This window comes from Acidobacteriota bacterium (assembly GCA_016712445.1).
Classification (GTDB): Bacteria; Pseudomonadota; Alphaproteobacteria; order Caulobacterales; family Hyphomonadaceae; genus Hyphomonas.
Map to the genome: position 1 here is coordinate 1,079,774 of JADJRB010000001.1, position 22,662 is coordinate 1,102,435.

The following is a 22,662-nucleotide window of genomic DNA, read 5'->3' on the forward strand; positions in this document are numbered from 1 at the left end:
GATGTCGAACTTCGGCCGCACACTGAATTTCACCTCCGCCAACGAGGACGGCGCCACCGAACTCGCTGCGCTGGACCTCGGCCCCGACGACCATGTGCTCTGCCTGACCGCGAGCGGCGCTCGGCCGCTCGACCTGTTGCTCGCAAACCCTGCCCGCATCACGTCGATCGACATCAACCCGGCCCAGAACGAGCTGCTGCGCTTGAAGATGGCGGCCTATCGCGTGCTGGATGACGACGCGCTTTACGCCTTCCTTGGCCTGTCGCCTTCGAGTCACCGTGCCGCCTTGTTCGCAGAGGTGTCGCGCGCCTTGCCGCCGGCCTCGCGCGCGTACTGGGGCGACCGGATGGGCGCCATCCGGTCCGGCATCTGGCATGCGGGGCGATGGGAGCGCGTATTGCGGCTCGGCGCCATCGGCAACCGCACCATGCGCGGCGCGGCCATCGACGCGTTGTTTGATGCCCCGACGCTCGAGGCGCAGGCCGCGATATGGCGCGGCCGGTTTGACGACGCGGTCTGGCACGGCGCGGTACGGCTCCTGTCCCGGCGCTGGTTCTGGACACGCATTGTCGGCGAACCGGGCGGCGCATTCCTGCCGCCGCCAGCGAAAAGCGAGGCGCGGCTGACAGACCTGTTCCGGCGCGCCTCGGCCAGTTTCTTCTTTCGGGACTCAGACTTCGCGACCCTGCTTTTTCGAGGCCGGCACACGGCCACGGGCGCCCTGCCCCTGCATCTCCGGCGACCGAATCTCGACACCGTGCGCACCCGGCTCGACCGGATCGTCATTGCCGACCAGGATCTCGCTTCCCTCGGCCCATCCGGTCTCGGGCCGTTCGATGCGTTCTCCCTCTCCGACTTCGGGTCCTATTGTGGACAGGCGGCTTACGACGCCTGCTGGGCAGGCGTCCTTGCATCAGCGGAGCCGGGCGCGCGCTATTGCGAACGCGTTTTCATGAACCCGGTCACACCCGGCCCGTCGATCGCCGCGCATCTCGCCCCCGATCACGCGCAAAGCGCCGCCCTCACCCGCAGCGACCGGGCGATCATCTATGACATCCGGTGCGGCACCCTCCTGCCCGGCACCTGAACAAGCCCGGCGCCTCGACTTCCCCCCGCGCTCCTTCTAGGCTGTCCGGGGTTGGGAGACTGGGGCGCTGAAGCTGAGCACATGACCGGCGATGCGAAGACCTACCGTGCATTCATAAGCTATTCCCAGCAGGACAAAGCCTGGGGCAAGCGCCTGCATGGCTGGCTCGAAGGCTACCGCATCCCGGCCGATGCCGACAGCAGCCTGCCTGCCGGTGCGCGGCTGGGCCGTTTCTTCCGCGATGACGAGGAGATGGCAGCCGCCGCCGATATCGCGGAAGTGGTCGAGCGGTCCATCGACGCGTCGGAGAGCATGATCGTCATCTGTTCACCGAGGTCGGCGAAGTCGCCCTGGGTCGTCGCCGAGATCGAGCGCTTTCGTCGCCGCCGCGCCGGCGGCAAGGTGTTCGCGTTCATCATCGACGGCGTTCCGAATTCCGGTGATCCGGAGACGGAGTGTTTTCCGGCCGCCTTCCGGCGGGCCTATAATCCCGACGACCCATTGGACCTGCCGATCGAGCCGCTTGGCCTTGACGTGCGCAAGGACGGCAAGGACCGCGCCGTCGCCCGGCTGGCGGCTGGCCTGCTGGACATCAGCTTCGACGAACTCTGGCAGCGCGACCGGCGCCGCGGCGAAGCCCGGCAGCGGCGCCTCGTGGCCGGCCTCGCCGGACTGGCGGGCGTCTTCGGCCTGCTCGCTGCGGCGGCCGTCACCCTCGGCCTTCAGGCGCGCCAGAACGAGCGCCTGGCGCATGACAACCTCGCCGGCTTCTTCGCCGAGCGCGCCTGGCAGAAGCTGGACGACGAAGACACACTCGCCGCCGCGCGCTATGCGCTGGCGGGCATGCAGCTCTCGGCCAAGCATGCCGAAAGCTACCGCGCCGCGCTCGGCGCCGTGATGTTCCAGGCCGGCGAGTCGCTCCCGCCCCTCCAGCACGGCGGCGCCGTCTACGGAGCCGCCTTCTCGCCCGAAGGCCGGCTCGCGCTGACCACCAGCGATGACGGACGCGCGCGGGTCTGGGACACGCAGACAGGCGCGCTGGTGCAAACGCTTGAAGGACATACGCAGAGGGTCAACAGCGGCGTGTTCTCGCCAGATGCACGCCGGGTCCTCACTGCAGGCCAGGATGGCACAGGGATCATCTGGAACCTTGACGATGCGGATGCGCCCATTGTCCTGTCGGGACATGTGCAGCCCTTGCTGACGGCGGCGTTCTCGCCGGACGGCGCGTTGGCAGTAACCGCCAGCCGGGACGGGACGGCCAGGGTGTGGGACGCCGCAGACGGCAAGCCGCTATTACAGCTGGCGGACATCGGCGTGCCGGTCTGGAAGGCTGTCTTCTCGCCCGATGGCGCGCGCGTGTTGACGGCGCAGGATGATGGCCTCGCGCAGGTCTGGCGCACATCAGACGGCGCCCTCATCCGTACACTGACCGGACATGGCGGCCCCGTCTACGATGCAGACTTCTCACCGGATGGCGAGCGGATCGTCACCGCCAGCTTTGACCATACCGCACGGATCTGGAATGCCGGAACAGGCCAGACCGCATGCACACTGAGCGGGCACACCGACACCGTGCTGAGCGCCGCCTTTTCGCCGGATGGCCGCGTCGTGGCGACCGCCAGCGGGGATGCGTCGGCCCGCCTCTGGGACGCGAGGACCTGCCGGTTCATAGCCGTGTTGTCCGGCCACAAGCGTACCGTCCGCGCTGTCCGGTTCTCGGACGATGGCGCACTGCTTCTGACCGTGAGCAATGATGCGACGGCAAGGATCTGGAACGCCAGGACAGGCGAACTCGCCCGCACGCTGCTCGGCCACGCGGACCGCATCCGCATGGGCGCATTCTCTCCCGATGGCCAATTGGTGATGACTGCCAGCGACGACGGAACTGCAAAGGTATGGCGCGCGCAGGGCCGGCTCGCCGCAACGCTCGCGGCCGCTGACGGCGCAGTGGCCTTCGCCGAGTTTTCGCGCGATGGCACGATGCTCGTGGCCGGCGGCGACGATGGAGTCGTGCAGGTCTGGGACGCGCGCGCGCCCGCACGCCTCGCGCGCCTCGATGGCCATGCCGGAAAGGTGTTCGGGGTGGCCTTCTCGCCGGACGGAGACCGGGTCGTCTCGGCCGGCGAAGATGGCATCGCAAAAGTCTGGGACTGGCGGCGGGGGACGGTCCTGCTCAAACTGTCCGGACACGGAGCGCCGGTGACGAGTGCGTCCTATTCGCGGACGGGCGACCGGATCGTCACCGCCAGCGAAGACCAGACCGCCCGTCTCTGGAACGCTGCGAGCGGCGAACTCGAACTGACCCTGGAAGGCCATGCGGGCACGCTGCGGGGCGCCGAATTCTCGCCGGACGGCCGCCGCGTGGTCACCGCCAGTCACGACCGCACCGCCCGGATCTGGGACGCGGACACGGGCGCGCTCCTGCTGGAGCTTGCCGGCCATTCGGGCAGCGTCGGCGCCGCGGCCTGGTCGCTCGACGGCCGGCGCATCGTCACCGGCAGCGATGACGGCACGGCGCGGGTCTGGGACGCCAGCACCGGCCGCGTGCTCGTCACGCTTGAGGCGTTCAAGGGTAACGTGTCCGGCGCGCAATTCTCGCCGGACGGTACGCGCATCGCCACCGCCAACCTCGATCAGACCGCGAATATCTGGGACGCAGCCGACGGGCGGCTTCTCATCACCCTGCCGGGCTTCGGCGGTGATGTGCGCAGCGCCACGTTCTCGCCGGATGGCAGCCGTTTGGTGCTGGCCAGCAGCGATGGCACCTTGCGGATCTGGGATGTCGCGCGTCAGACGCAGGCCTGGGACCAGCTGGCCGCTGACGCCTGCACGCACCTCCTGAGCGCCTCAAGCCGGCGCTTTTCGGACCTCGAGATAGAGACCGACGCCTTGCTGGCCGCAGAGTGGCCGGTTTCCGCGCGCGATGTCTGCGCCGGCGTCGCTGCAACGGACTGAGCCTGCGCGTCAGTCGTCCGGCGTCGTACCCGGCTTGGTCGATCCGCCCGGATTGCTCTCGTCGGTCGTGCCCGGCGCCGCAAGCACCGCGCCGTCCGATGCACCGGCAGCCGGCGCGTCTGTCACGCCGGGGTCGGCCGCGTCGGCAACCGCCGGGGCTTCTTCCACGTCCGCCGCAGCTTCATCTGCAGCGGCCTCTTCGGGCGCCGCCAGGCCCGCTTCGTCTTCGGCTTGCGCGTCAAACGCTTCGTCAGTCTGCACGATTTCGGCCTCGGTCGCTTCGTCGCCTTGTGCCAAGGCCGGCGCGCCCGCGAAGCCGGCCAGCGCCAGCGCCGTTGATGCAGCAAGCAGCTTTCCTGCAATGTGTCGCATGTGCGTCCCTTCCCTCATGCATGGCCCGTCAGGATATCCCTTTCGATGCCTGCTGAACATTCCGAATTGCTGCCGCAGGTGCGAAGGAGCTACTCGAACCCGCACATGCCGTACTTCAGGCGCTCATCGATCATCTCGTAGCAGAGCGTGATCACGAAATGGTCCTGATCCGGCGAAGCACCGCGCACACGGTCTGAATAGAACGTGTCCGGCTTGACGCGGCCCTTGCAGCTGATCGCCTGTATCGTGGTCTTATGCGTGAGGTAGAAGTCCGCTTCGATGTCGAATTTCAGGTCTTCAGCGATGCCACTGTCGATCAGGAAACTGCGCGCGTCTTCCATGCCCCCGGTCGGCGCCGCATACACGATTTCGATCTCCCGCCCCCATTGGCCGCTATAATCCTTGAACACGTCCTCGATCTGCTGCGTAATCTGCTGGTAGTCCGCCTGGCAGTCGCGCTCAGGCGGCAGGGCTTCTCCGAATTCGGCGAACTGCTGCGGGTTGCTGCCATAGAGCAGGCAGAGGATATCCATCGCCCGGTATTCCGGCGGCGCATGCGGTTCGTTGCGGATGAGGCTGCTGTCGACCTGCAACCAGCCGGCGGCGGCGCTGATGATCTCCGCCACGCCGTCCGGATCGTCGGCGTCCGGCTGCAGCAGCACCATCGCGAACTGGTCGGCATAATCTTCCCGGTCGGAGCTGGACCATTCGGAGTTGCTGTTGAGGTCGGCGATCTGGCCCATCAGCATGTGGCCGGCCTCGTGATAGGCGAGAAAGCGCACGAAGCCGCGCACAAAGGTGTCCGTTGCCTCGTCGCGCACCTGGGCCTCGCCAGAGAACGGCGCCAGCGCTGCCAGCACAAGGGCAAGTCCGCCAATCGGCCATGAAGCCCGCATCTGCATCACGCTCCACCGCGCGCCCTCTCCCCACGAGAAAGCGGTCCGGACCCGGAGCGTAATCCTCCCCCGCCCGCCCCACAAGCGGCCAGACGCTGCAGACCCGAGGCTGGAATGGTGATCCCGGCGCGATTCGAACGCGCGGCCTACAGATTAGGAATCTGTCGCTCTATCCTGCTGAGCTACGGGATCGCCGGGCTCTCCTTTACGGGAAATTGCCGGGGATTTGAAGGCCGTGCGCGTCACGCGTGCTCAAGCGCCTGCCCCAGGTCGGCCACCAGGTCTTCCGGCGCTTCGATGCCCACCGAGAAGCGGACCAGGCCATCGGTGAACCCGATACGCGCCCGCACGTCCGCCGGAACAGCCGAATGCGTGGTCGATCCCGGATGGCACATCAGGCTTTCGGTGCCGCCGAGGCTGACCGCGAGCTTGATCAGGCGAAGGTTGTCGAGCAGCCGGAACGCCGCCTCCTTGCCGCCCTTGACATCGAACGAGAACGTCGCCCCGGCACCGAGGCATTGCTCGTCGAAAATCTTCTTCTGCGGATCGCCGTCCTTCAGGAGGCCGGGATACATGACCTTGGCGATCTTCGGGTGCGTATCGAGGTATTCGGCGCACACCCTTGCGTTCCGGAACGCCCGCTCCATGCGCAGCTGCACGGTTTCCAGCGACCGCGTGAGCAACCAGCAGGAATGCGCGTCCAGCATCGTGCCCAGATAGTTCCGCATACGGCGGATCTTGGTCATCATCTCCTCATTGCCGACTATGCCGCCGGCAATCAGGTCCGAATGCCCGCCAACATATTTGGTCAGCGAGTAGAGCGCGAGATCAGCGCCGTGCTTCAGCGGCTGGTGCCCGATCGGCCCCATCATCGTGTTGTCGCACATCAGGATCGGCCGGCGGCCGGTTTCTTTCTCCAGCACGTCGCACACGCGGGCGCAGGCAGCGATGTCGACGAGCGCGTTGGTCGGGTTGGCGGGCGACTCGGTGAAGATCACCGAGACCGGTCCGAACTGTTTCACGGCAGCGCGCGCCGCCGCGAGGATCTGCGCTTCGCTCGACCAGGCATCGAATTCTGCCGACCGCACGCCCCATCCCGGCAGGAAGGTGCGGATGAACACTTCGGAGGCGCCATACAGCGGGCTCGAATGCAGCACCGCGGTGCCCGGTTCGGCGCAGGCGAAAAGCGCCGTCGTGATCGCCGACATGCCGGACGAGAAAGACAGCGCCGCCTCGCCGTCATCATACAGCGTCAGCCGGTCTTCCAGCACTTCCATGTTGGGATTGTTGAAGCGCGTGTAGATCAGGTCCGCGTCTTCCGGATCACCCTCCTCATGGCGGCCGGCCAGCCTGCGAAACAGCGCTTCCCCGTCCCGCGCGGATTTGAATGCGAAGGTCGAGGTCATGAAGATCGGCGGCTTGATCGAGCCTTCCGACATGAAAGGATCGTAGCCGAACCCCATCATCATGGATTCCGGGCTCAGCGTGTGGCCACCGATTTCGCGCTTGCGATAGGATTTCTTGGGTTTCGACATGGGGTCCCTCCCGGGGGTTATCGTTGCGGAAGGCTTAGAGGGCGCCGCCCGCGTCTGGCAATCCCCGAGCGGAGACTCCGCTTGCCAGCGCGGAGGCGGACGGGTGATAGAGTCCGGCGGGGTTGGACGGGGAACACAGCGCGTGTCGCGAATACTGGCGCTCTTCATTTTGGCCATCGCCCTCGCCGCGTGCCAGGCCGCGAAAGACCCGCTGGACGAGCTGGCAGCCGGCGAGAAGGGCCGCGTCGTGCGGGTGCTCGACGGTGATGCGTTGGTGCTGGACACTGGCCAGAGCGTCCGTCTGGTCGGCATCGAAGCGCCCGCCGCACCCTACCGCGACCGTGAGGGCGAGGCCGGCTATGCCGATGCCAAGCGCCTGCTCGAAGACATGGTGCTCGGCCGCGAAGTGGAGCTGCGCTATGGCGGCCTCACCCGCGACCGGTATGACCGCGCGCTGGCGCACGTCGTCACCACGGACGCGCTAGGCCCCCGTCTTTGGCTCAACGCCGAAATGGTCCGCAAGGGCGGCGCGCGCGTGCGCGTCTATCCCGACACCGCCGCGGCCAATGCGCCGCTGCTCGCCTACGAAACCAAGGCGCGCGAAGATCGCCGGGGCCTTTGGGACGATGGCGTCTGGCCGATCCACGACGCAGCCGCCCTGCCCGAGGGCGCCGACCGTTTCCAGCTGGTCGAAGGCATCGCCGGCGACATGCAGAGTTCCGAGGAGCGTTTCGCCGTCTGCGAGGTCGCCCTGCAAGGCTCAACCCTGGTGCTGCAGATCGGCAAGTCCGCGGCCGAACTCTGCCAGCTGCCCGAAGGCACGCACCTGCGCGCCCGCGGTTTCCTGCGCGATGGCCGGCTGGAAATCACTCATCCGTTGAACCTCGAACGGCTCGACTGACGAGGGATCAGGCCTCGGGCAGCAGGCCCGACGCCGACGGGCTGCCGACCATCTGCTCAAGCGCCTTGCGCAGTTTCAGCAGCGCCTGATGCTCGATCTGCCGCACCCGCTCCTTCGACACACCCAGTTCCTCGCCGAGCGCTTCCAGCGTCATCGCCTCTTCCGCGAGGCGTCGCTTGCCGATGATGTGCATCTCGCGCGGCGTCAGGCATTGCAGCGCTTTCGCGACCCATTCACGCCGCCGGGCGCTGTCCTTGTGCGCCATCACCGCCTGTTCGGGCGTCGCCGACTCGTCGGCGATCAGATCCTGCCATTCGCCGTCGCCGTCGGCCACAAGCGGCGCGTTCAGCGACCGGTCCGGCCCGGAAAGACGCGACGCCATCGTCTCCACATCGCGCACCGGCACCCCGAGATGGGTCGCCACCCATTCGCGGTTCTCCGCCTTCATCAGCCCGTCGCCGGTATCCGCAATCTGGGCCCGCAGGCGGCGCAGGTTGAAGAACAGCGACTTCTGCGCCGCCGTCGTGCCGGTGCGCACAATCGACCAGTTGCGCAACACATAGTCCTGGATCGCCGAGCGGATCCACCAGCTGGCATAAGTCGAAAAGCGCACTTCCCTTTCCGGCTCGAACCGGGCCGCAGCCTGCATCAAACCGACATTGCCTTCCGAGACGAGGTCCGCCATCGGCAGCCCGTAGTGGCGGAACTTCGCGGCCATCGCGATCACGAGGCGCATGTAGGCCGTCGTCAACTCGTGCAGGGCAGCCTCGTCGTCCTGCTCTCGCCAGCGCCGCGCGAGGCGTGCTTCATGCTCAGGCGCCAGCATCGCCGCCTGCATGGCAGTGCGAACGAATTGGCGGTCAGCGGTATTCGAGGCGTCATAGGCACCGGCCATGTTGTCCTCCTGTCGGCAGTCCGAGCTGGCACTCTGGCAAGTCTTACGCACGCCGAACCGGATCGGATGCATGACGCCTTGATGTTTTGCGCGCGCGGACTAGCCGGTCCCAAGCCTTGACGATCCGGCGCGCAGGGGCCTATCTCGGCGACCCGGAACACAAACGGAACGCACCGCCGTGATGACGCCCGCCCCGCCCGACGAGCAACTGCCCCGCCGCGCCGCAGAAATCTGCCGCGGCACGCTGCGGCTGATGGGGCACCTTGGCTATTACGGTCTGACCGAGATGACGCTCGCCAACAATCGCCGCGCCGATATCGCCGCCATCGGGCCGGCCGGCGATATCTGGATGATCGAGATCAAGTCGAGCATCGCCGACTTCAAATCCGACAACAAATGGCGCGAATACATGGACTATTGCGACCGGCTGACCTTTGCGGTCGCCAGCGATTTCCCGCAGGAGCTGATCCCGCCTGAGGCCGGCCTGATCGTTGCCGATGCCTTCTACGGCGCGGTCATCCGCGAAGCGCCCGAGACCCGCCTGGTGGCGGCCCGGCGCAAGGCCGTCACGCTCCGGTTCGCCCGTCTGGCGGCGGCGCGGCTGACCAGCGTCAGCGATACGGGCTGGACGCCGGGCGATGACGGGCTTACCTCGCCGCTCTCATGAGCCTTGCTTACCCAATTGCCCGCAGCCTCGAAGAGGCGACCCGGCCCGGCACCCAGATCGCCCGGACTCGGAGCGAAGCGGCGCGCCTGTCGCCGGGCCTGGTTATTGCCGGCCTTGAAACCAGCTGGCTGCACCTGCCGGAAGCCGAAGCGCTGGCGCTGCTCGGCGCGCAGTCCGCCGATGGTCCCGCCGGCCACATCCAGCGCTACGAAGACACCTCAGGCCACGTCGTCGTGGCGGTGACCTGGTGGAAGCAGGTCGATCCCGCCGAAGCCGCCCAGCGACCCCCGGCCGCGCCGCGGCCAGCTGCCTCCGACCACACGGATGACCTCTATTTCCGTCAGGGGCGCACCCGCACCCGGCGCCGGAAGCCGCGCGACCCCAACCAGCTCGACCTCTTCACCGAGACGCCCGACGCCTAGCCTTCCCGGCTGCGGTACCGCCCCGGGCTGGTGCCCGTCCATCGCCGGAACGCGCGCGAGAAAGCCGACGGATCGGAAAAGCCCGTCAGGTAGGCCGTTTCATTCACCGAGACCTTGCGCCCGTCGAGATAATCCAGCGCCATGCGCCGGCGCAGGTCGTCAAGGATGATCTCGAACGCCTCCCCTTCCGCCTTCAGCCGCCGGTGCAGCGTCGACCGGCTGAAGCCCATCCGCCGCGCCACTTGTGTCATCGAGACCTCGCCCGTGTGCAGGACCGGGATCAGTGCCGCCTCGATCTGTCCACGGACGGATTTCGACTCCAGCAGCTGCGCAAGCAAGGCGTCCGCATGGGCGTTGTAGATCCCGAACACGTAGCGGTTTGCCCCATGGGTTGGCTCGTCCAGCCAGCTCTCTTCGATCCGCATCGCGTTCCAGTCGCTGCCGAAGCGCACCGGCACCGCGAAGAAGTCCCTGTAGGTCGCCGCATGCGGCGGCGCCGGGTGGGTGACATGGATTTCGAGCACGTACGGCGGCCGATCGGGAAAGGCGCGCGCCCGGTCCCACACGAACCGGGCCCAGGTCGATTCCGTCAGCTCGGGAAAGTCATTCGGATTGCGCCGCCGGTCCTCCAGCCAGACGCCGTCGCTCCGCCGGACGATGGCAAACCGGCTGGCAGTTTCGTGACCGTCGACTTCCACCACCAGCCGCGCGTACCGGTTTGTCTGTTCGAACGCCGCGCCCATCGATCCGGCACTGTAGGCAATCAGCCCGACGATCGACACTTCGTTGAACGGCGCCGCCGCGCCGAAATACAGGGCCAGCGCGGGCTCGTTGCACACGGTCTTCGCATGGCGCATCAACGCCTTGAACCGGTCAAAGGGAATGCGGGCGTCCGGCGACTCCAGAAGCGCCGGTGAAACACCGCAAGCTTCCAGCAGCGCCGCCGTCTCGGCGCCCCGCGCTTCTGCGAGTTGTAGGAAAGAGCGGACATATCCCGCTGAAACCGTAAGCTCCGACATATGCTCCGCCGTGATTGGCACCCAGGGTCAGGAAACTGCGACAGCCGATCATACCGGCCGAATATCGATAAACATATAGTGGCGCTCCCGATTGCTTCCTCCCGGCGCCGACATGACTGCACTTTCTTCCGCTCTCGATACGCCCCGCCCCGATCCGCGCCGCGCCCAGCGAATCCTGTCGGGCACCGGCATCGCCTGGTTCCTCTGCGCCGTCACCGGGCAAGCGATCTTTGCGGTATATATCGCGGTCTTCTATGGCGGGTCGGCCATTCAAGGAAACCTCGCGCGCTGGAACGATGTCCTCTTCAACGGGCTTCGTCCCGGCGACCTCGTGGGCAACACACTGCTCATGCTCCATTTGCCGCTCGCCCTCCTGATCACCGCCTCGGGACCCTTGCAGCTCGTGCCGGCAATTCGCCGCCGCCTGCCCGCCTTCCATCGCTGGAACGGCCGCTTCTACGTCGCCGTCGCGCTCCTCATCAGCTCAGGCGCCATCGCGCTCAACCTGCTGCGTCCGAATTTCGGCGGCTGGACGAACGCCGCGCTGCAATGCTTCAACGGCGCGGCCATCTTCACCTGCGCGCTGATGGCGCTGCGCACCGCGCGGGCCCGGAACTTTCCGTCGCATCGCCGCTGGGCCACCCGCCTCTTCCTGATGGCAAGCGGCGTCTGGTTCCTCCGGGTGATGATGATGGCTTGGGCAATACCGACCGGCGGCGCTGGCCTCGGCGACCAGCTGGACGGTCCGGCCGGGCGCGCCGCGATGCTCGCACAGACGGTCCTCCCGCTGGCCGTCTACCAGCTTTATCTTCTGGCCGAAACCAGTCGGACATCGCTGCCAAAGCATGCCATGTCCGCGCTGCTGGTCGTCCTTACCCTGATCATGGCGGGCGGCATCGCGGGCGCCAGCCTCGTCATGTGGCTGCCCCGGATCACCGCCTGACCCGCATCAGGCCGGCACAGGCACCGCGCCGCGATACACCGAGCGCGGCCGCACCAGTCGCCCTTCGGCGATCTGTTCACGCGCATGCGCCGTCCACCCCAGAACCCGGCCGCAGGCAAACACCGGTGTGAACGCCTCGCGCGGCAGGCCCAGCGCCTCTAGAAGGAGCGCGGTGTAGAACTCGACATTCGTCTCCAGCTTCCGCTGCGGATATTTCTTCGCGAGCCGTCCCAGCACCGCCCGCTCGATATGTTCGGCAAACCGGATGCGTCCGGACGTGCCCGGCAGGCGCGCGAGCGCCGCCTTCAGCGCATCGGCGCGCGGGTCGCGCACCCGGTAGACCCGGTGGCCAAACCCCATCAGGCGGTCTCCGCGCGCGAGCGCGCCGTCGATCCACGCTTCCGCATTCTCGGGCACACCGATGGCGTCGATCATGTCGAGCACCGGCCCCGGCGCGCCGCCGTGCAGCGGCCCCTTGAGGGCGGAAAGTCCCCCAACGACAGATGAGACAAGACCCGCCCGCGTGGATGCGACCACTCGCGCCGCAAAGGTGGACGCGTTGAGGCCATGATCGCACACCGTCACGAGATAGGCGTCCAGCGCCCGCGCCTCGGACTGGTCGGGCACCCGGCCCGTCAGCATCCGGAGGAAATCGGCGGAATGGGAAAGATCCGGATCGGGCGCAATCGGCGCCTCGCCGCGGGCGCGCCGGACGGCCGCCGCCGTGAACACCGGCCCAGCCGCCGCAAGGCGCAGCGCCGCCTCGAGGCTTTCATCATCCGGCAGCATCGCCCAGCCGACCCGCAGCGCGGCAATTACATCAAGCGCCTCCGGCAAGGCCTGCACATGCCGGAACACCTCCGCCCGCGCCGCGCCAAGCCTTGCGCCCAGAGTGCGCACATCCGGCAGATCATCGAAGAATTCCCGCCAGAGCAGGTGGGCGGCATCCTCATACGCCATCGACGCAGCCAGCAACTCGACCGGCCAGCCGCAGATCACCAGGCGCCCGTTCTGCCCATCCACATCCGACAGCACCGTTTCGGCGGCCACGACATTCTCAAGTCCGGAATCCATGCTCGGTCTCCTTTTCTGCCCGCAGATGTTGCGCTGGGACTGTTCAACGTCAATCTTGATCAATATAATCAATATATGCAGTGGATCGGACGCCGCGAAGCCCTCGAAGAACTGGGGATCAAACCCCAGACACTCTATGCCTATGTCAGCCGCGGGCTGATCGCCTCGCAGCCGGATACGGACGATCCGCGCGCCAGCCTGTATTCCGCCCCGGATATCGCCGCGCTCGTGGCCCGCCGGCGGAGCGGGCGGGGACGCAGCGCCATCGCCCGCGCCGCCATTTCCTGGGGCGAACCCGTGATGGAAACGGCGATTACCACAGTGCAGGGCGGCAAGCTGATCTATCGCGGCCGGGACGCCGTGCGTCTCGCCGCCGACGCGACGCTCGAAGAGGCCGCCTGCCTGCTCTGGCAATCGGGCGCCCTGCCCCCCGCCCGGGCCTCGCACGGCGTGCCGCCAGGTGAGTGCGGCAAGGCCCGCGCTCTTGCCTTCCTCGCCGCGCGCGCCGCCGCCGATCCGCCGAGTTTCGGGCGCGGCCCCGGCGCGCTCGCGCTGGAAGGCGGCGAACTGCTCTCCCAGTTCAGCGCAGCGATCACCGGCGCCGGCGGGCGCGGCTTCTTCCACCAACGTCTCGGCCGCTTCTGGTCCCTCGACCCCGCCGGCACAGACCTCGTCCGCCGCGCGCTCGTGCTCGTCGCCGACCATGAACTGAACCCGTCGACCTTTGCCGCGCGCGTTGCCGCCTCGACCGGCGCGCCCCTAGCCGCCTGCGCGCTGGCGGGCTGCGCCGCCCTCACCGGCCCGCTCCACGGCGAAGCCTCCGCCCGCGCCCTTGCCTACCTGCGTGCCGCCGTCGCGGATGGCCCGCCTGCCGCACTGGCGGCGCTGGCCGCGCGCGGCGAGCAGATCCCTGCGACCGGCCACACGCTCTATCCGGCCGGCGACCCGCGCGCCGCCGCCCTCCTGCGCTGGATGAAGCCATCGCTCGCGCTGAAACGCGCCGTGCGCGCCGCCGAAGAGGCGTCCGGCGAAGCCGCCAATATCGACATGCTCCTCGCAGCGCTCACCGTGCAACTGGACTTGCCGGACGACGCCGCCTTCCTGATCTTCGCGTCAGGCCGAATGGCGGGCTGGATCGCCCACGCGATGGAGCAGCGCGCCAGCGGCCGCGCCATTCGTCCGCGTGCGAACTATACGGGGCTCTAGATCCTCGCCTTCATCGCCTCGGCCACGGCCTCAGCCGTGATGCCGAAATGCTGGTAGAGCTTCTGGTAGGGCGCGCTGGCGCCGAAGCTGTCCATGCCGACAAATCCGCCGTCTTCGCCGATCCACCGGTCCCAGCCGAACCGCACACCCGCTTCGACCGCCACTTTCGGCAAGTCCTTGCCCAGCGTCGCCGCGCGGTAGGATGCATCCTGCTGGCCGAAGAGTTCCATCGACGGCATCGAGACAACGCGCACGCCGATGCCCTCCGCCGCCAGCAGCGCCTGCGCCTTCAGCGCGATCTCGACTTCCGAACCCGTTGCCACCAGCACGCCGCGCTCCTTGCCCTTGGCAGGCGAGAGGATATAGGCGCCCTTCGCACAGAGGTTTTCGTCCGTATGCGTCTTGCGGGCCGGCGCCACGTTCTGCCGCGTCAACGCCATCGTCGCCGGACCGTCCGCGCGCGCCAGCGCCAGTTCCCAGCACTCGGCGGTTTCCACACCGTCCGCCGGACGGAACACAACCATCTCCGGCATCGCGCGCAGGGAAGCCACATGCTCCACCGGCTGGTGCGTCGGGCCATCTTCGCCGAGGCCGATCGAATCGTGCGTCATCACATGGATCACGCGCAGGCCCATCAGCGCGCCAATCCGGATCGCCGCGCGGCTATAGTCCGCGAACACCAGGAAGGTGCCGGAATACGGAATGATGCCGCCATGCAGCGCCATGCCGTTCATCGCCGCCGCCATCGCATGCTCGCGTACGCCGTAATGGATATAGCGCCCGTCCCAGCTTTTCGGCGTCATCGGCGCCGTGACAGCCGTCTTGGTATTGTTCGAACCCGACAGGTCAGCCGAGCCGCCCACCATCTCCGGCACGAGGTGCGTGATCACTTCCAGCGCCTCGCCGCTCCACACCCGCGTCGCCTTCGAGGCGCCGCCCTCGACCACGGCCTTCTTGTGCTTGGCGACCGCCTTGCCGAGATTCTTCGGCAGCCGGCCCGCCATCGCCGCATTGAACTCGCCCTTGTGGGCACTCGCCGCGAGGCGCTTCTTCCACGCCTGATGCTCGTCGCGGCAGCGCTCGCCCGCTTTCGCCCAGGCCTTCTCGATCGCCTCCGGCACTTCGAACGGCTCATGCGGCCAATCCAGCGCCTTGCGGATTCCCGCAATCTCCTCGGCCCCGTAAGGTCCGCCATGTGCCTTGCCGGTGCCTGCCAGCTTCGGCGCGCCGAACCCGATGATGGTCTTCACCGCAAGGAAGACCGGCTTCTTCTGCTTGGTTGCCCATTTCAGGGCGTCGGCAACGTCTTTCTCGTCATGCCCGTCGACGCGGCGCGACACCCAGCCCGAAGCTTCAAACCGCGCGCACTGGTCGGTCGAATCCGACAGGTCGGTCGAGCCGTCGATGGTCACGGCATTGTCGTCGAACAGCACGATCAGCTTGTTCAGCTTCAGGTGCCCGGCCAGCGTGATGGCCTCCTGGCTGATGCCTTCCATGAGGCAGCCATCCCCCGCGACCACCCAGGTGCGGTGGTCGACCAGATCATCGCCAAACCGCGCATTCAGGTGGCGCTCGGCAATCGCCATGCCCACGGCCGTCGCGATGCCCTGCCCCAGCGGCCCGGTCGTCGTCTCGACGCCCGGCGTGATGAAGTTTTCCGGGTGCCCCGGCGTGCTCGCGCCCAGCTGGCGGAAATTGCGGATGTCGTTGCGGCTCACCGAGGCGTAGCCGGTCAGGTGAAGCAGCGAATAGATCAGCATCGAGCCGTGTCCGGCCGACAGCACGAACCGGTCGCGATCCGGCCAGGCGGGGTCTTTCGGATCAAACTTGAGGAACTTCCGGAAGAGCACCGTTGCGGCATCCGCCATGCCCAGCGGCAGCCCCACATGTCCCGATTTTGCGGCTTCGACGGCGTCCATCGACAGGGCTCGGACGGCGTTCGCCATCTCGCGATTCGTGACAGCCATTCTGCTGGTCTCCCGGTGTTTGCGTGGTTGGTGCTAGGCCAGACTCTCGCTGAACCGTCAAGGCGCTTGGCGCGCGCATCCATTCCAGTTAGTCCAGAAAGGCCATGTCAGAGCTCGATCCGGCCGCCCAACGCCTAGACACCGCCCTCAAGCGCCTCGAATCCGCGCTCGAGGCCCACCTCCTGCGTTCCGGCAACCCGGCCGCCCTGCGCGCCGAAATTGCCGCCCTGGTGACCGACCGGTCGAAGCTGGCCGACGACCTCGACCAATCCCTCGCACGCGAAAAAGAGCTTCAGGCACTCGCCGATGAGGCGAGTCTGGCCCTTGGCGCGGCCATCGAGGAAGTCCGCGCCGCACTCGGGAAGGACGAGTGACCGCATGGCCAAGGCCGACATCTCGATCCGCGGCAGGAGCTTCTCGATCGCCTGCGCCCCCGGACAGGAAAACCGGATCCAGCGCCTCGCCGAACAGCTTGACCAGAGGGTGCGCGAGATCGCGGGCGCCGTAGGCGATATCGGCGACGAACGCCTGCTCCTGATCACCGCGCTCGCCTTGCTGGACGAACTCGACAGCGCCCGCCGGGGGGTCTCCGCCCGCCCTGAAACGGATGCGCGTGCGGTTGAGATCCTGCTCGCGATGGCGGCCCGGGTCGAAGCGCTCGCCGATCGCCTCGAGAACGACAACTAACCCCCGGCGCGACCCCATGTTGCAGGGCCGCTGCGCCCGCACCGGACTATGTTATGATGGATTCCTGCCTGAAAGGCCGCGCGCCATGCAAAACCTCCTGACCATCGCCTTCTATCTCGCCCTCGCCGGCATCGTCGTCGTCCTCGGGTTCGGCCTGTTCAACCTGATCCGCACCGATGAGAACCAGGCAAGCCGCTCCAACAAGCTGATGCGCCTGCGCGTCATCTTCCAGGCGGTCGCCATCGGCCTGATCGTCCTGATCGGTTTCGCGGCCGGCGCCATCAAGATCGGCGGCTGAGGCGTGGTCCGGCTCGACAAGATCTACACTCGCACCGGCGACAAGGGCGAGACGCGCCTGTCCACCGGCGAGACTGTTGCCAAGTGGCACCCGCGTGTCGCGGCCTATGGCACGGTGGATGAACTGAATGCCGCCCTCGGCGTCGCGGTCCTGGACGCCTCAGGCGAGCTGCTGGCGCAGATCCGCCGCATCCAGAACGACCTGTTCGATCTAGGCGCCGACCTTGCGACGCCCGACCGTGGCCGCGTGCTCGAATGGACGCCGCTGCGCATCATCGAAACGCAGGTCACGCGGCTCGAGGAAGAGATCGACGCGATGAACGAGTCCATCCCGCCCCTCGACAGTTTCATCCTGCCCGGTGGCTCGCGCCTCGCTGCCCAGCTGCATGTCGCCCGCACTCTGTGCCGCCGCGCGGAGCGCCAGATGGCCGAGCTTGCGTCCCTGCCGGACGAACCGGTCGGCGCGCCCGCCCTCGCCTTCATCAACCGCCTGTCCGACTGGCTCTTCGTCGCCGGCCGCGCCGCCAACAACAACGGCGCAGACGACATCAAATGGGTGCCGGGCGCGAACCGCTGAACGCTTCCCTCAAAGCCCCTTCTCCCTGCGGGAGAAGGAGTTGCCACCCAGCCCCAAACGCAACGCTCCTAACCCCTCTCCCATTTATGGGAGAGGAGGGGCCCGCGCCCGAAGGGCGTGGGAGGTGAGGGCCTGCAAGGGTTCGGATAACTCCTACCCTCGCCGCGCGTCCCGTACTTCCGCCATCAACGCAAACAGCTCGATCACCGGCGTGACCTTCCCATCACCCCGATACTCCCGGTACAGACTGTCGACATTCACCGCGATCCGCTCCGCATCGCCCCAGATTGAGAAATCACCCAGCGCGATATCATGCGCCGCGTCGCGCACACTCAGCCCAGCCTCGAACCGCTTGCGCGCCTCGCGGTCCACATAGGCGAGGTAGTCCGCCACGCGCTGCACCCCCGCCTTGTCCGTGATCGGACCGTGCCCCGGCACGATCACATCCACATCCATGCCGATGATCTTCTCGCAGGCGCCGATCCAGTTGCGCACAGGCCCCGCCCACATCAGCGGCGTACCATCGATGAACAGGATATCGCCGGTATAGACGGCGCGGTCGCCCGGCACATGCACCAGTACGTCCCCGCCCGTATGTGCCGGCCCGACTTCGATCAGCCGCACCTCCTTGCCGCCAACCTTAAGCGACATCTCCCCGGAGAAGGTTCTCGTCGGCGTGCGCTCATCGACATTCTCGAAATCAAACGGCGCAAAAATGTCGGCGAAATAAGTGCCCGCCGGTCCAAGTTTCGAACCGGCCGCCTTGAACATCGCCAGCGTCGCGGGCGGCACCTCGGCCATCTCCTTCGCGCTTGCTTCGCTGGCAATGATCTCCGCCTGCGGACAACATCCGTTGCCATGGCAATGGTCGCCATTGGCGTGCGTGTTGACGATCGTGCCGATCTTTCCGGCGCCGATGCCGCTGGCATCTTCCATCGCCGCCAGCATATCGCGTGTCAGCGCCATGTCGAACAATGTGTCGACCAGCAGCGAAGCCTCGCCGTCGACGATCAGCCCGGCATTCGACCAGCCCCATCCGCCATCCGGCTGCAGCCAGGCATAAAGCCCGTTGCCGATATCCTTCAGCCCCTTGGTATATTCCCAGCGCGCCATCTTTTCCTCCCGGTCTTCTTTTGCCGCGAGCAGACCACGGACCCGCAGGCCCGGCAAGCGCCGCCTCAGAACCGGTCGAGCAGCCGGCGCAGGTATTCGCGCTCTTCCTCGTCTTCCGCTTCGTTGTACCGGCGGCGCAATTCGTCGAGGATGTCCTTCGCGCGCTGGCGTTCGGCCTCTTCGGGAATGTTGACGCCTTCGCCGTCATTGCCGGCGCCCATCAATGACCGGCCGAGCGGGTCTTCGCTCCCGCCCTGCTGGCCAAGCCGGTCTGCGCGCAGGCTGTCGAGCGCCGTCGCAAGCCCGCGCGACATCTCGGACATCATCTGCGTGGCGCGTTCCTGCTCGAGAATGGCGCGGCCTTCATTGCCGTTCTCCAGCGCCTGCTCGGCGCGGCGCTGCGCATCGCGGATCGCCGACAGCGCGTCGGGATCGATCTGCGCGCCGTTTCCGCCGCCTTCGCCCTCGCCTTCCCCGGCGCGGCGCGCAAATTCCTCCACCATCCGGCCAAGCTCGGCCTGGCGCTCCGCCAGCGTGCCGCCGTTCTCGCGGCCGCCGCCCTGATCGCCCTCGCGTGTCTCACCGTCCCGGCCGGCGCCGGTGCCATCCTCGCCCGGCGTCTCGCCGCGGCCCATGCCGCTGCCTTCCTGTTGCCCGCCGCCGCCTTCGTCAGCGCCTTCACCTTCCGGTGAACCGAACGGCGGCGGCGTGCCACCCTCGCCGGACGGCTGCTCCCCGCGCTGCTGGGCCAGCGTATCGTCATTCAGCTGGCGCTGCTCGCGCAGCATCTCTGACAGGCGCCGCATCGCGTCCGTCAGTTCCTGCTCTTCCGGCGGCACATCCGCCTGTTCGCCTTCACCCTGCTGGCCCGGCATGCCCTGTCCATCCTGGCCTTGCCCGCCTTGCTGGAACTCGAGATTCTCGAGCATGTTCGTGATGTCGGACAGCAATTGCCGCGCTTGTTCGGACGCGCCGGTATCCGTCAGGTCCTGCAGGGCGTTCAGCATGTCCTCGAAGTCCTGTCCGCCCAGCCCTTGCCCGCCGGCCTGCGCCTGCTGGTCCTCGGATGACGGCGGCGCGTCCATGCCGTTGGCAATTGCCTCGGCCATCTTGGCGGCGAGGTATTCGTTCGCGGCGTCGCGGAAAGCTTCCATCAGCCTGCGGATCTCTTCTTCCGACGCCCCGTCACGCAGCGCCCGCTCCAGCGCGGCCCGCGCCGCCTCCAGCCGCCGGGCCGCATCTGCCGCGCTGCCATATTCAAGCTTCAGCGCAATCGACCACAGCAGCGGATCCACCGCATCCGCCTCTGCCTTCGAGCTTGCCGCAATCAAAGCCTCCTCGGCCATCTTGAAACCGAGGAAGGCACCCAGGTCATCGAAGAAATACTCGCCCTTGTAGGTGATCGCGCCCAGCATCGCGGCGGCCTGGCGCACACCGTCGGGCGCGAGCCCGAGGCGCCCGGTCGCAGCAAGGTTCAGGGCGCCGTCCGTCAGTGACTGGCTGTTCTTGCTCACAGGCGCATAGGGGCGCGGCTCGCGCAGCACGGTCACCCGCGCCTCCTGCGCCGCCCGCGCCAGCGGATCGAGGAACAGTTTTTCCGGCAGGATGTAGGGCACGCTTTCGCTGCGCCCTTCCTGCCCGGCGCCGTCCAGCGCCACGAGTTGCAGGTCCACCGCGAGCCCGGCCCAGGGATGCCGCGTCAGGTCAAGTTCGACCGACGCATTCGCCTCCTTCGCGCCCGCCGCCCCCGGCATCGGCACCGGCACGCGTTCCTCGGCATCGGGCGCCGCCGGATGCGGCTCTCGCAGGCGGATGGCGAGCTCGATTCCGGCGATGCCGTAATCGTCCTGCGCTTTCCATGCAAACTTCACGCGGTCCTGCGCGCCCGGCTCCGGCAGGCCGACAAACTCGATCGCCGGCACCGCGTCCGGCAGAACCGTGAAGCTGTAGCGCGCCCGCTCGCCCCACCATTTGACGCTGATCCGCGTGTCGCCGTTGATCGTCGCCTTGGCTTCCCAGGCGCCGTCCGGCGTTGCGGCAAACTTCGCGTCCCGGTCCCGCGCGCCCTTCATCACGATCCGCGGCGCAGACGGCGCCTCCGTGCGCAGGGTCACCACCGAACCCTTCGGTACACGGACCTCCTCGCTCCCCGGCTTCAGGAAGATCGGCGGACGGCCCGTATGCTCCGGCGGCGTCACCCAGGCTTCGACAATCATCTTGTCGGCGCCGACCAGCGCCCCATAGTCCGGGAACAGCGCGCGCCAGATGCGCCCCGGCCCGTCGCCGCCCGCCAGCACCGCAAACGCAATCACTGCCACCGGCAGCAAGCCGCGCAGCAGGTAGGGATCGAGCGCTTTCCATTCGGCATTGAGCCGCGGCAGGCGCAGGTTTCGCAGCTCCGCCAGCAGCCGCGCCCGGTGCGCCTGCCACAAGCCCGCCGCCGCCGGCGACGGATGGGCAGGCCGGTCCTTCAGCGAGGTCAACGGCCTCAGCTCCGAGGGTGCTTCCAGCAACCGGGACGCTTCGGATTCGTCCGGGCGGTCATATTTCTGCAAGCCCCGCCAGGTGAGCACCGCGCCGGCAACAAGCAGGACCGGCGTGAGCAGCGCAGCGGTGATCTTGTCGAGCCGGTCGAAACCGCCCGCCAGCGCCGCGGCGAGGAATAGGCACACGAGCACGAAGACCGGCCAGAACGCCCGTCCCAGCGCGAGCAGCGTCAGCCGTCGGTGTGTCGCGGAAACCTTGTCCGCGATCTCGCTCAGGCCACTGTCGTAAGCCAAGCCGGCACCTGCTCCAACGCTACCAGTTCCTCGAAACTCGGCCGCCTGCGGACGATTGCATACTGGTCGCCGTCCACCAGAACTTCCGGCACCAGCGGACGCGCATTGTAGGCCGAGGAGAGCACGGCCCCGTAGGCGCCCGCCGACATGAACGCCAGCCGCTCGCCCGGGCTCACTTCAGGCAGGCTGCGTCCGGCCGCAAACTTGTCCGTCGACTCGCAGATCGGCCCGACCACATCATACGTCTTTGATGGATGGCCCGGCGCCGGCTCGCTCACAGGCACGATGTCATGGTGCGCCCCGTAGAGCGCCGGACGGATCAGGTCGTTCATCCCCGCATCGATGATGAGGAAGGTCCGGTCGGGCGCCTGCTTCTCGTAGAGCGCGGTGGTCAGCATCACGCCGGCATTGCCGGCAATCACCCGGCCCGGCTCCAGGATCACATCGAAGCCATGTCCGGCGGTCACTTCGGAAATCATCGCCGCGTAAGCGGAGGGCGGCGCCGGCGCGTCCCCTTCCTTGTACGGAATACCGAGCCCGCCGCCGACATCGATGCGGCGGATCGCGTGTCCCTGCGTACGCAGGCGCAGCGCAAGCGCCACCACCTTCTCGAACGCCGCTCGCATCGGGCCGAGGTCGCCGATCTGGCTGCCGATATGCACATCGACGCCCACCGCGCGGATGCCCGGCAATTGCCCGGCTTCGGCATAGAGCGCTTCGGCCTCGCCCCATGGCACACCAAACTTGTCACCGGACTTGCCGGTCGAAATGTTCGGATGGCCGCCGGCCGCCACATCCGGGTTCACCCGCAGCGCTATCGGCGCCTCGCGGCCGGTCTCGACCGCCACTTTCGAAAGCAGGCGCAGTTCCCCGGCGCTCTCGACATTGAACTGGTGGATGCCTTGCTCGAGCCCGAGCTTCATTTCCGCCGCCGTCTTGCCGACGCCGGAGAACACAATGCGCGAGGCCGGAATGCCGGCCTTGCGGGCCCGCAGCAATTCGCCGCCGCTGACCACATCCGCCCCGCAGCCTTCGCTCGCCAGCGTTGCCAGCACGGCGAGGTTGCCATTGGCCTTCACCGAATAGGCAACCAGCACACTCTGTCCACGGAAGGCATCGGCAATCACCCGCGCATGCCGGCGCAGCGTCGCGCTGGAATAGACATAGCACGGCGTGCCGACTTCCGCCGCGACCCTTTCGAGGTCCACACCTTCGCAATGGAGGCGCCCACCGGAATAGTTGAAATGGTGCATCCTGGCTCCGGGC

The 22,662-nt window shown here is 67.5% G+C and carries 21 protein-coding genes and 1 tRNA gene; 11 read left to right on the top strand and 11 right to left on the bottom strand.

Going from position 1 to position 22,662, the window contains the following annotated elements:
• Position 1 precedes the first annotated feature (1 nt).
• Together IPK75_05605 and IPK75_05610 are read left to right on the top strand one after the other, a co-directional pair.
• Positions 2–1,087: a DUF3419 family protein gene (locus IPK75_05605; protein MBK8197828.1), complete on the top strand. Its 1,086-nt coding sequence runs from the start codon at positions 2–4 to the stop codon at positions 1,085–1,087.
• 81 nt (positions 1,088–1,168) lie between these two features.
• Positions 1,169–4,045, top strand: a complete 2,877-nt coding sequence (locus IPK75_05610; protein ID MBK8197829.1) for a TIR domain-containing protein — start codon at positions 1,169–1,171, stop codon at positions 4,043–4,045.
• Between the two features lie 9 nt (positions 4,046–4,054).
• On the opposite strand, the gene IPK75_05615 is transcribed toward IPK75_05610, so the two are convergent.
• The 4 genes from IPK75_05615 to IPK75_05630 form a co-directional block, all read right to left on the bottom strand.
• Entirely contained in the window at positions 4,055–4,417 is a 363-nt protein-coding gene (locus tag IPK75_05615; GenBank protein ID MBK8197830.1) for a hypothetical protein, read from the bottom strand.
• Between the two features lie 89 nt (positions 4,418–4,506).
• Positions 4,507–5,313: a hypothetical protein gene (locus IPK75_05620; protein ID MBK8197831.1), complete on the bottom strand. Its 807-nt coding sequence runs from the start codon at positions 5,311–5,313 to the stop codon at positions 4,507–4,509.
• Positions 5,314–5,428: 115 nt separating this feature from the next.
• Positions 5,429–5,505 (bottom strand) — tRNA-Arg (locus IPK75_05625).
• A gap of 50 nt (positions 5,506–5,555) precedes the next feature.
• Complete coding sequence (locus IPK75_05630) at positions 5,556–6,848, bottom strand: cystathionine gamma-synthase family protein (GenBank protein ID MBK8197832.1); 1,293 nt, start codon at positions 6,846–6,848, stop codon at positions 5,556–5,558.
• A gap of 142 nt (positions 6,849–6,990) precedes the next feature.
• Between IPK75_05630 and IPK75_05635 the strand changes: the two genes are divergently transcribed.
• Positions 6,991–7,749 (top strand): thermonuclease family protein, encoded by a 759-nt coding sequence (locus tag IPK75_05635; protein ID MBK8197833.1) that lies wholly within the window; start codon positions 6,991–6,993, stop codon positions 7,747–7,749.
• Between the two features lie 7 nt (positions 7,750–7,756).
• Here the strand turns inward: IPK75_05635 and IPK75_05640 are convergent, their stop codons facing one another.
• Positions 7,757–8,644 (bottom strand): RNA polymerase factor sigma-32, encoded by an 888-nt coding sequence (locus IPK75_05640; GenBank protein ID MBK8197834.1) that lies wholly within the window; start codon positions 8,642–8,644, stop codon positions 7,757–7,759.
• Between the two features lie 181 nt (positions 8,645–8,825).
• Between IPK75_05640 and IPK75_05645 the strand changes: the two genes are divergently transcribed.
• Both IPK75_05645 and IPK75_05650 read left to right on the top strand, forming a co-directional pair.
• A complete protein-coding gene (locus tag IPK75_05645) occupies positions 8,826–9,311 on the top strand; it encodes an MmcB family DNA repair protein (GenBank protein ID MBK8197835.1) in 486 nt (161 codons plus the stop codon).
• Entirely contained in the window at positions 9,308–9,733 is a 426-nt protein-coding gene (locus IPK75_05650; GenBank protein ID MBK8197836.1) for a hypothetical protein, read from the top strand. Before IPK75_05645 ends, IPK75_05650 begins: the two co-directional genes overlap by 4 nt.
• On the opposite strand, the gene IPK75_05655 is transcribed toward IPK75_05650, so the two are convergent.
• On the bottom strand, positions 9,730–10,752 hold the full coding sequence (locus tag IPK75_05655) for an AraC family transcriptional regulator (protein ID MBK8197837.1): 1,023 nt from the start codon (positions 10,750–10,752) through the stop codon (positions 9,730–9,732). The genes IPK75_05650 and IPK75_05655 overlap by 4 nt on opposite strands.
• A 112-nt stretch (positions 10,753–10,864) precedes the next feature.
• Between IPK75_05655 and IPK75_05660 the strand changes: the two genes are divergently transcribed.
• A complete protein-coding gene (locus IPK75_05660; GenBank protein ID MBK8197838.1) occupies positions 10,865–11,695 on the top strand; it encodes a DUF2306 domain-containing protein in 831 nt (276 codons plus the stop codon).
• Between the two features lie 6 nt (positions 11,696–11,701).
• Here IPK75_05660 and IPK75_05665 read toward each other — a convergent pair whose 3' ends face one another.
• On the bottom strand, positions 11,702–12,769 hold the full coding sequence (locus tag IPK75_05665; GenBank protein MBK8197839.1) for a citrate synthase/methylcitrate synthase: 1,068 nt from the start codon (positions 12,767–12,769) through the stop codon (positions 11,702–11,704).
• Positions 12,770–12,844: 75 nt separating this feature from the next.
• Here IPK75_05665 and IPK75_05670 point away from each other — a divergent pair, with 75 nt between their 5' ends.
• Positions 12,845–13,975 carry a citrate synthase gene (locus tag IPK75_05670; protein MBK8197840.1) on the top strand — a complete coding sequence of 377 codons (1,131 nt, stop codon included), beginning with the start codon at positions 12,845–12,847 and terminating at the stop codon, positions 13,973–13,975.
• On the opposite strand, the gene tkt is transcribed toward IPK75_05670, so the two are convergent.
• The gene (gene tkt, locus IPK75_05675) at positions 13,972–15,942 is read right to left on the bottom strand and encodes a transketolase (protein ID MBK8197841.1); all 1,971 of its coding nucleotides are present in this window, start codon (positions 15,940–15,942) and stop codon (positions 13,972–13,974) included. The two genes, IPK75_05670 and tkt, sit on opposite strands and share 4 nt — an antisense overlap.
• A 104-nt stretch (positions 15,943–16,046) precedes the next feature.
• Between tkt and IPK75_05680 the strand changes: the two genes are divergently transcribed.
• From IPK75_05680 to IPK75_05695, 4 genes are all read left to right on the top strand, one after another.
• Positions 16,047–16,316: a DUF4164 domain-containing protein gene (locus IPK75_05680; protein ID MBK8197842.1), complete on the top strand. Its 270-nt coding sequence runs from the start codon at positions 16,047–16,049 to the stop codon at positions 16,314–16,316.
• 4 nt (positions 16,317–16,320) lie between these two features.
• Positions 16,321–16,629: a cell division protein ZapA gene (locus tag IPK75_05685; GenBank protein ID MBK8197843.1), complete on the top strand. Its 309-nt coding sequence runs from the start codon at positions 16,321–16,323 to the stop codon at positions 16,627–16,629.
• A gap of 85 nt (positions 16,630–16,714) precedes the next feature.
• A complete protein-coding gene (locus IPK75_05690) occupies positions 16,715–16,927 on the top strand; it encodes a twin transmembrane helix small protein (GenBank protein MBK8197844.1) in 213 nt (70 codons plus the stop codon).
• Positions 16,928–16,930: 3 nt separating this feature from the next.
• Positions 16,931–17,503, top strand: coding sequence for a cob(I)yrinic acid a,c-diamide adenosyltransferase (locus IPK75_05695; GenBank protein MBK8197845.1), 573 nt, complete (start codon positions 16,931–16,933; stop codon positions 17,501–17,503).
• A 153-nt stretch (positions 17,504–17,656) separates the two neighbouring features.
• On the opposite strand, the gene IPK75_05700 is transcribed toward IPK75_05695, so the two are convergent.
• The 3 genes from IPK75_05700 to lysA form a co-directional block, all read right to left on the bottom strand.
• Complete coding sequence (locus IPK75_05700) at positions 17,657–18,616, bottom strand: MBL fold metallo-hydrolase (protein MBK8197846.1); 960 nt, start codon at positions 18,614–18,616, stop codon at positions 17,657–17,659.
• A gap of 65 nt (positions 18,617–18,681) precedes the next feature.
• Complete coding sequence (locus tag IPK75_05705) at positions 18,682–21,396, bottom strand: DUF4175 family protein (GenBank protein ID MBK8197847.1); 2,715 nt, start codon at positions 21,394–21,396, stop codon at positions 18,682–18,684.
• A complete protein-coding gene (lysA, locus tag IPK75_05710) occupies positions 21,375–22,649 on the bottom strand; it encodes a diaminopimelate decarboxylase (protein ID MBK8197848.1) in 1,275 nt (424 codons plus the stop codon). The genes IPK75_05705 and lysA overlap by 22 nt, the downstream gene beginning before the upstream one ends.
• Positions 22,650–22,662 lie beyond the last annotated feature (13 nt).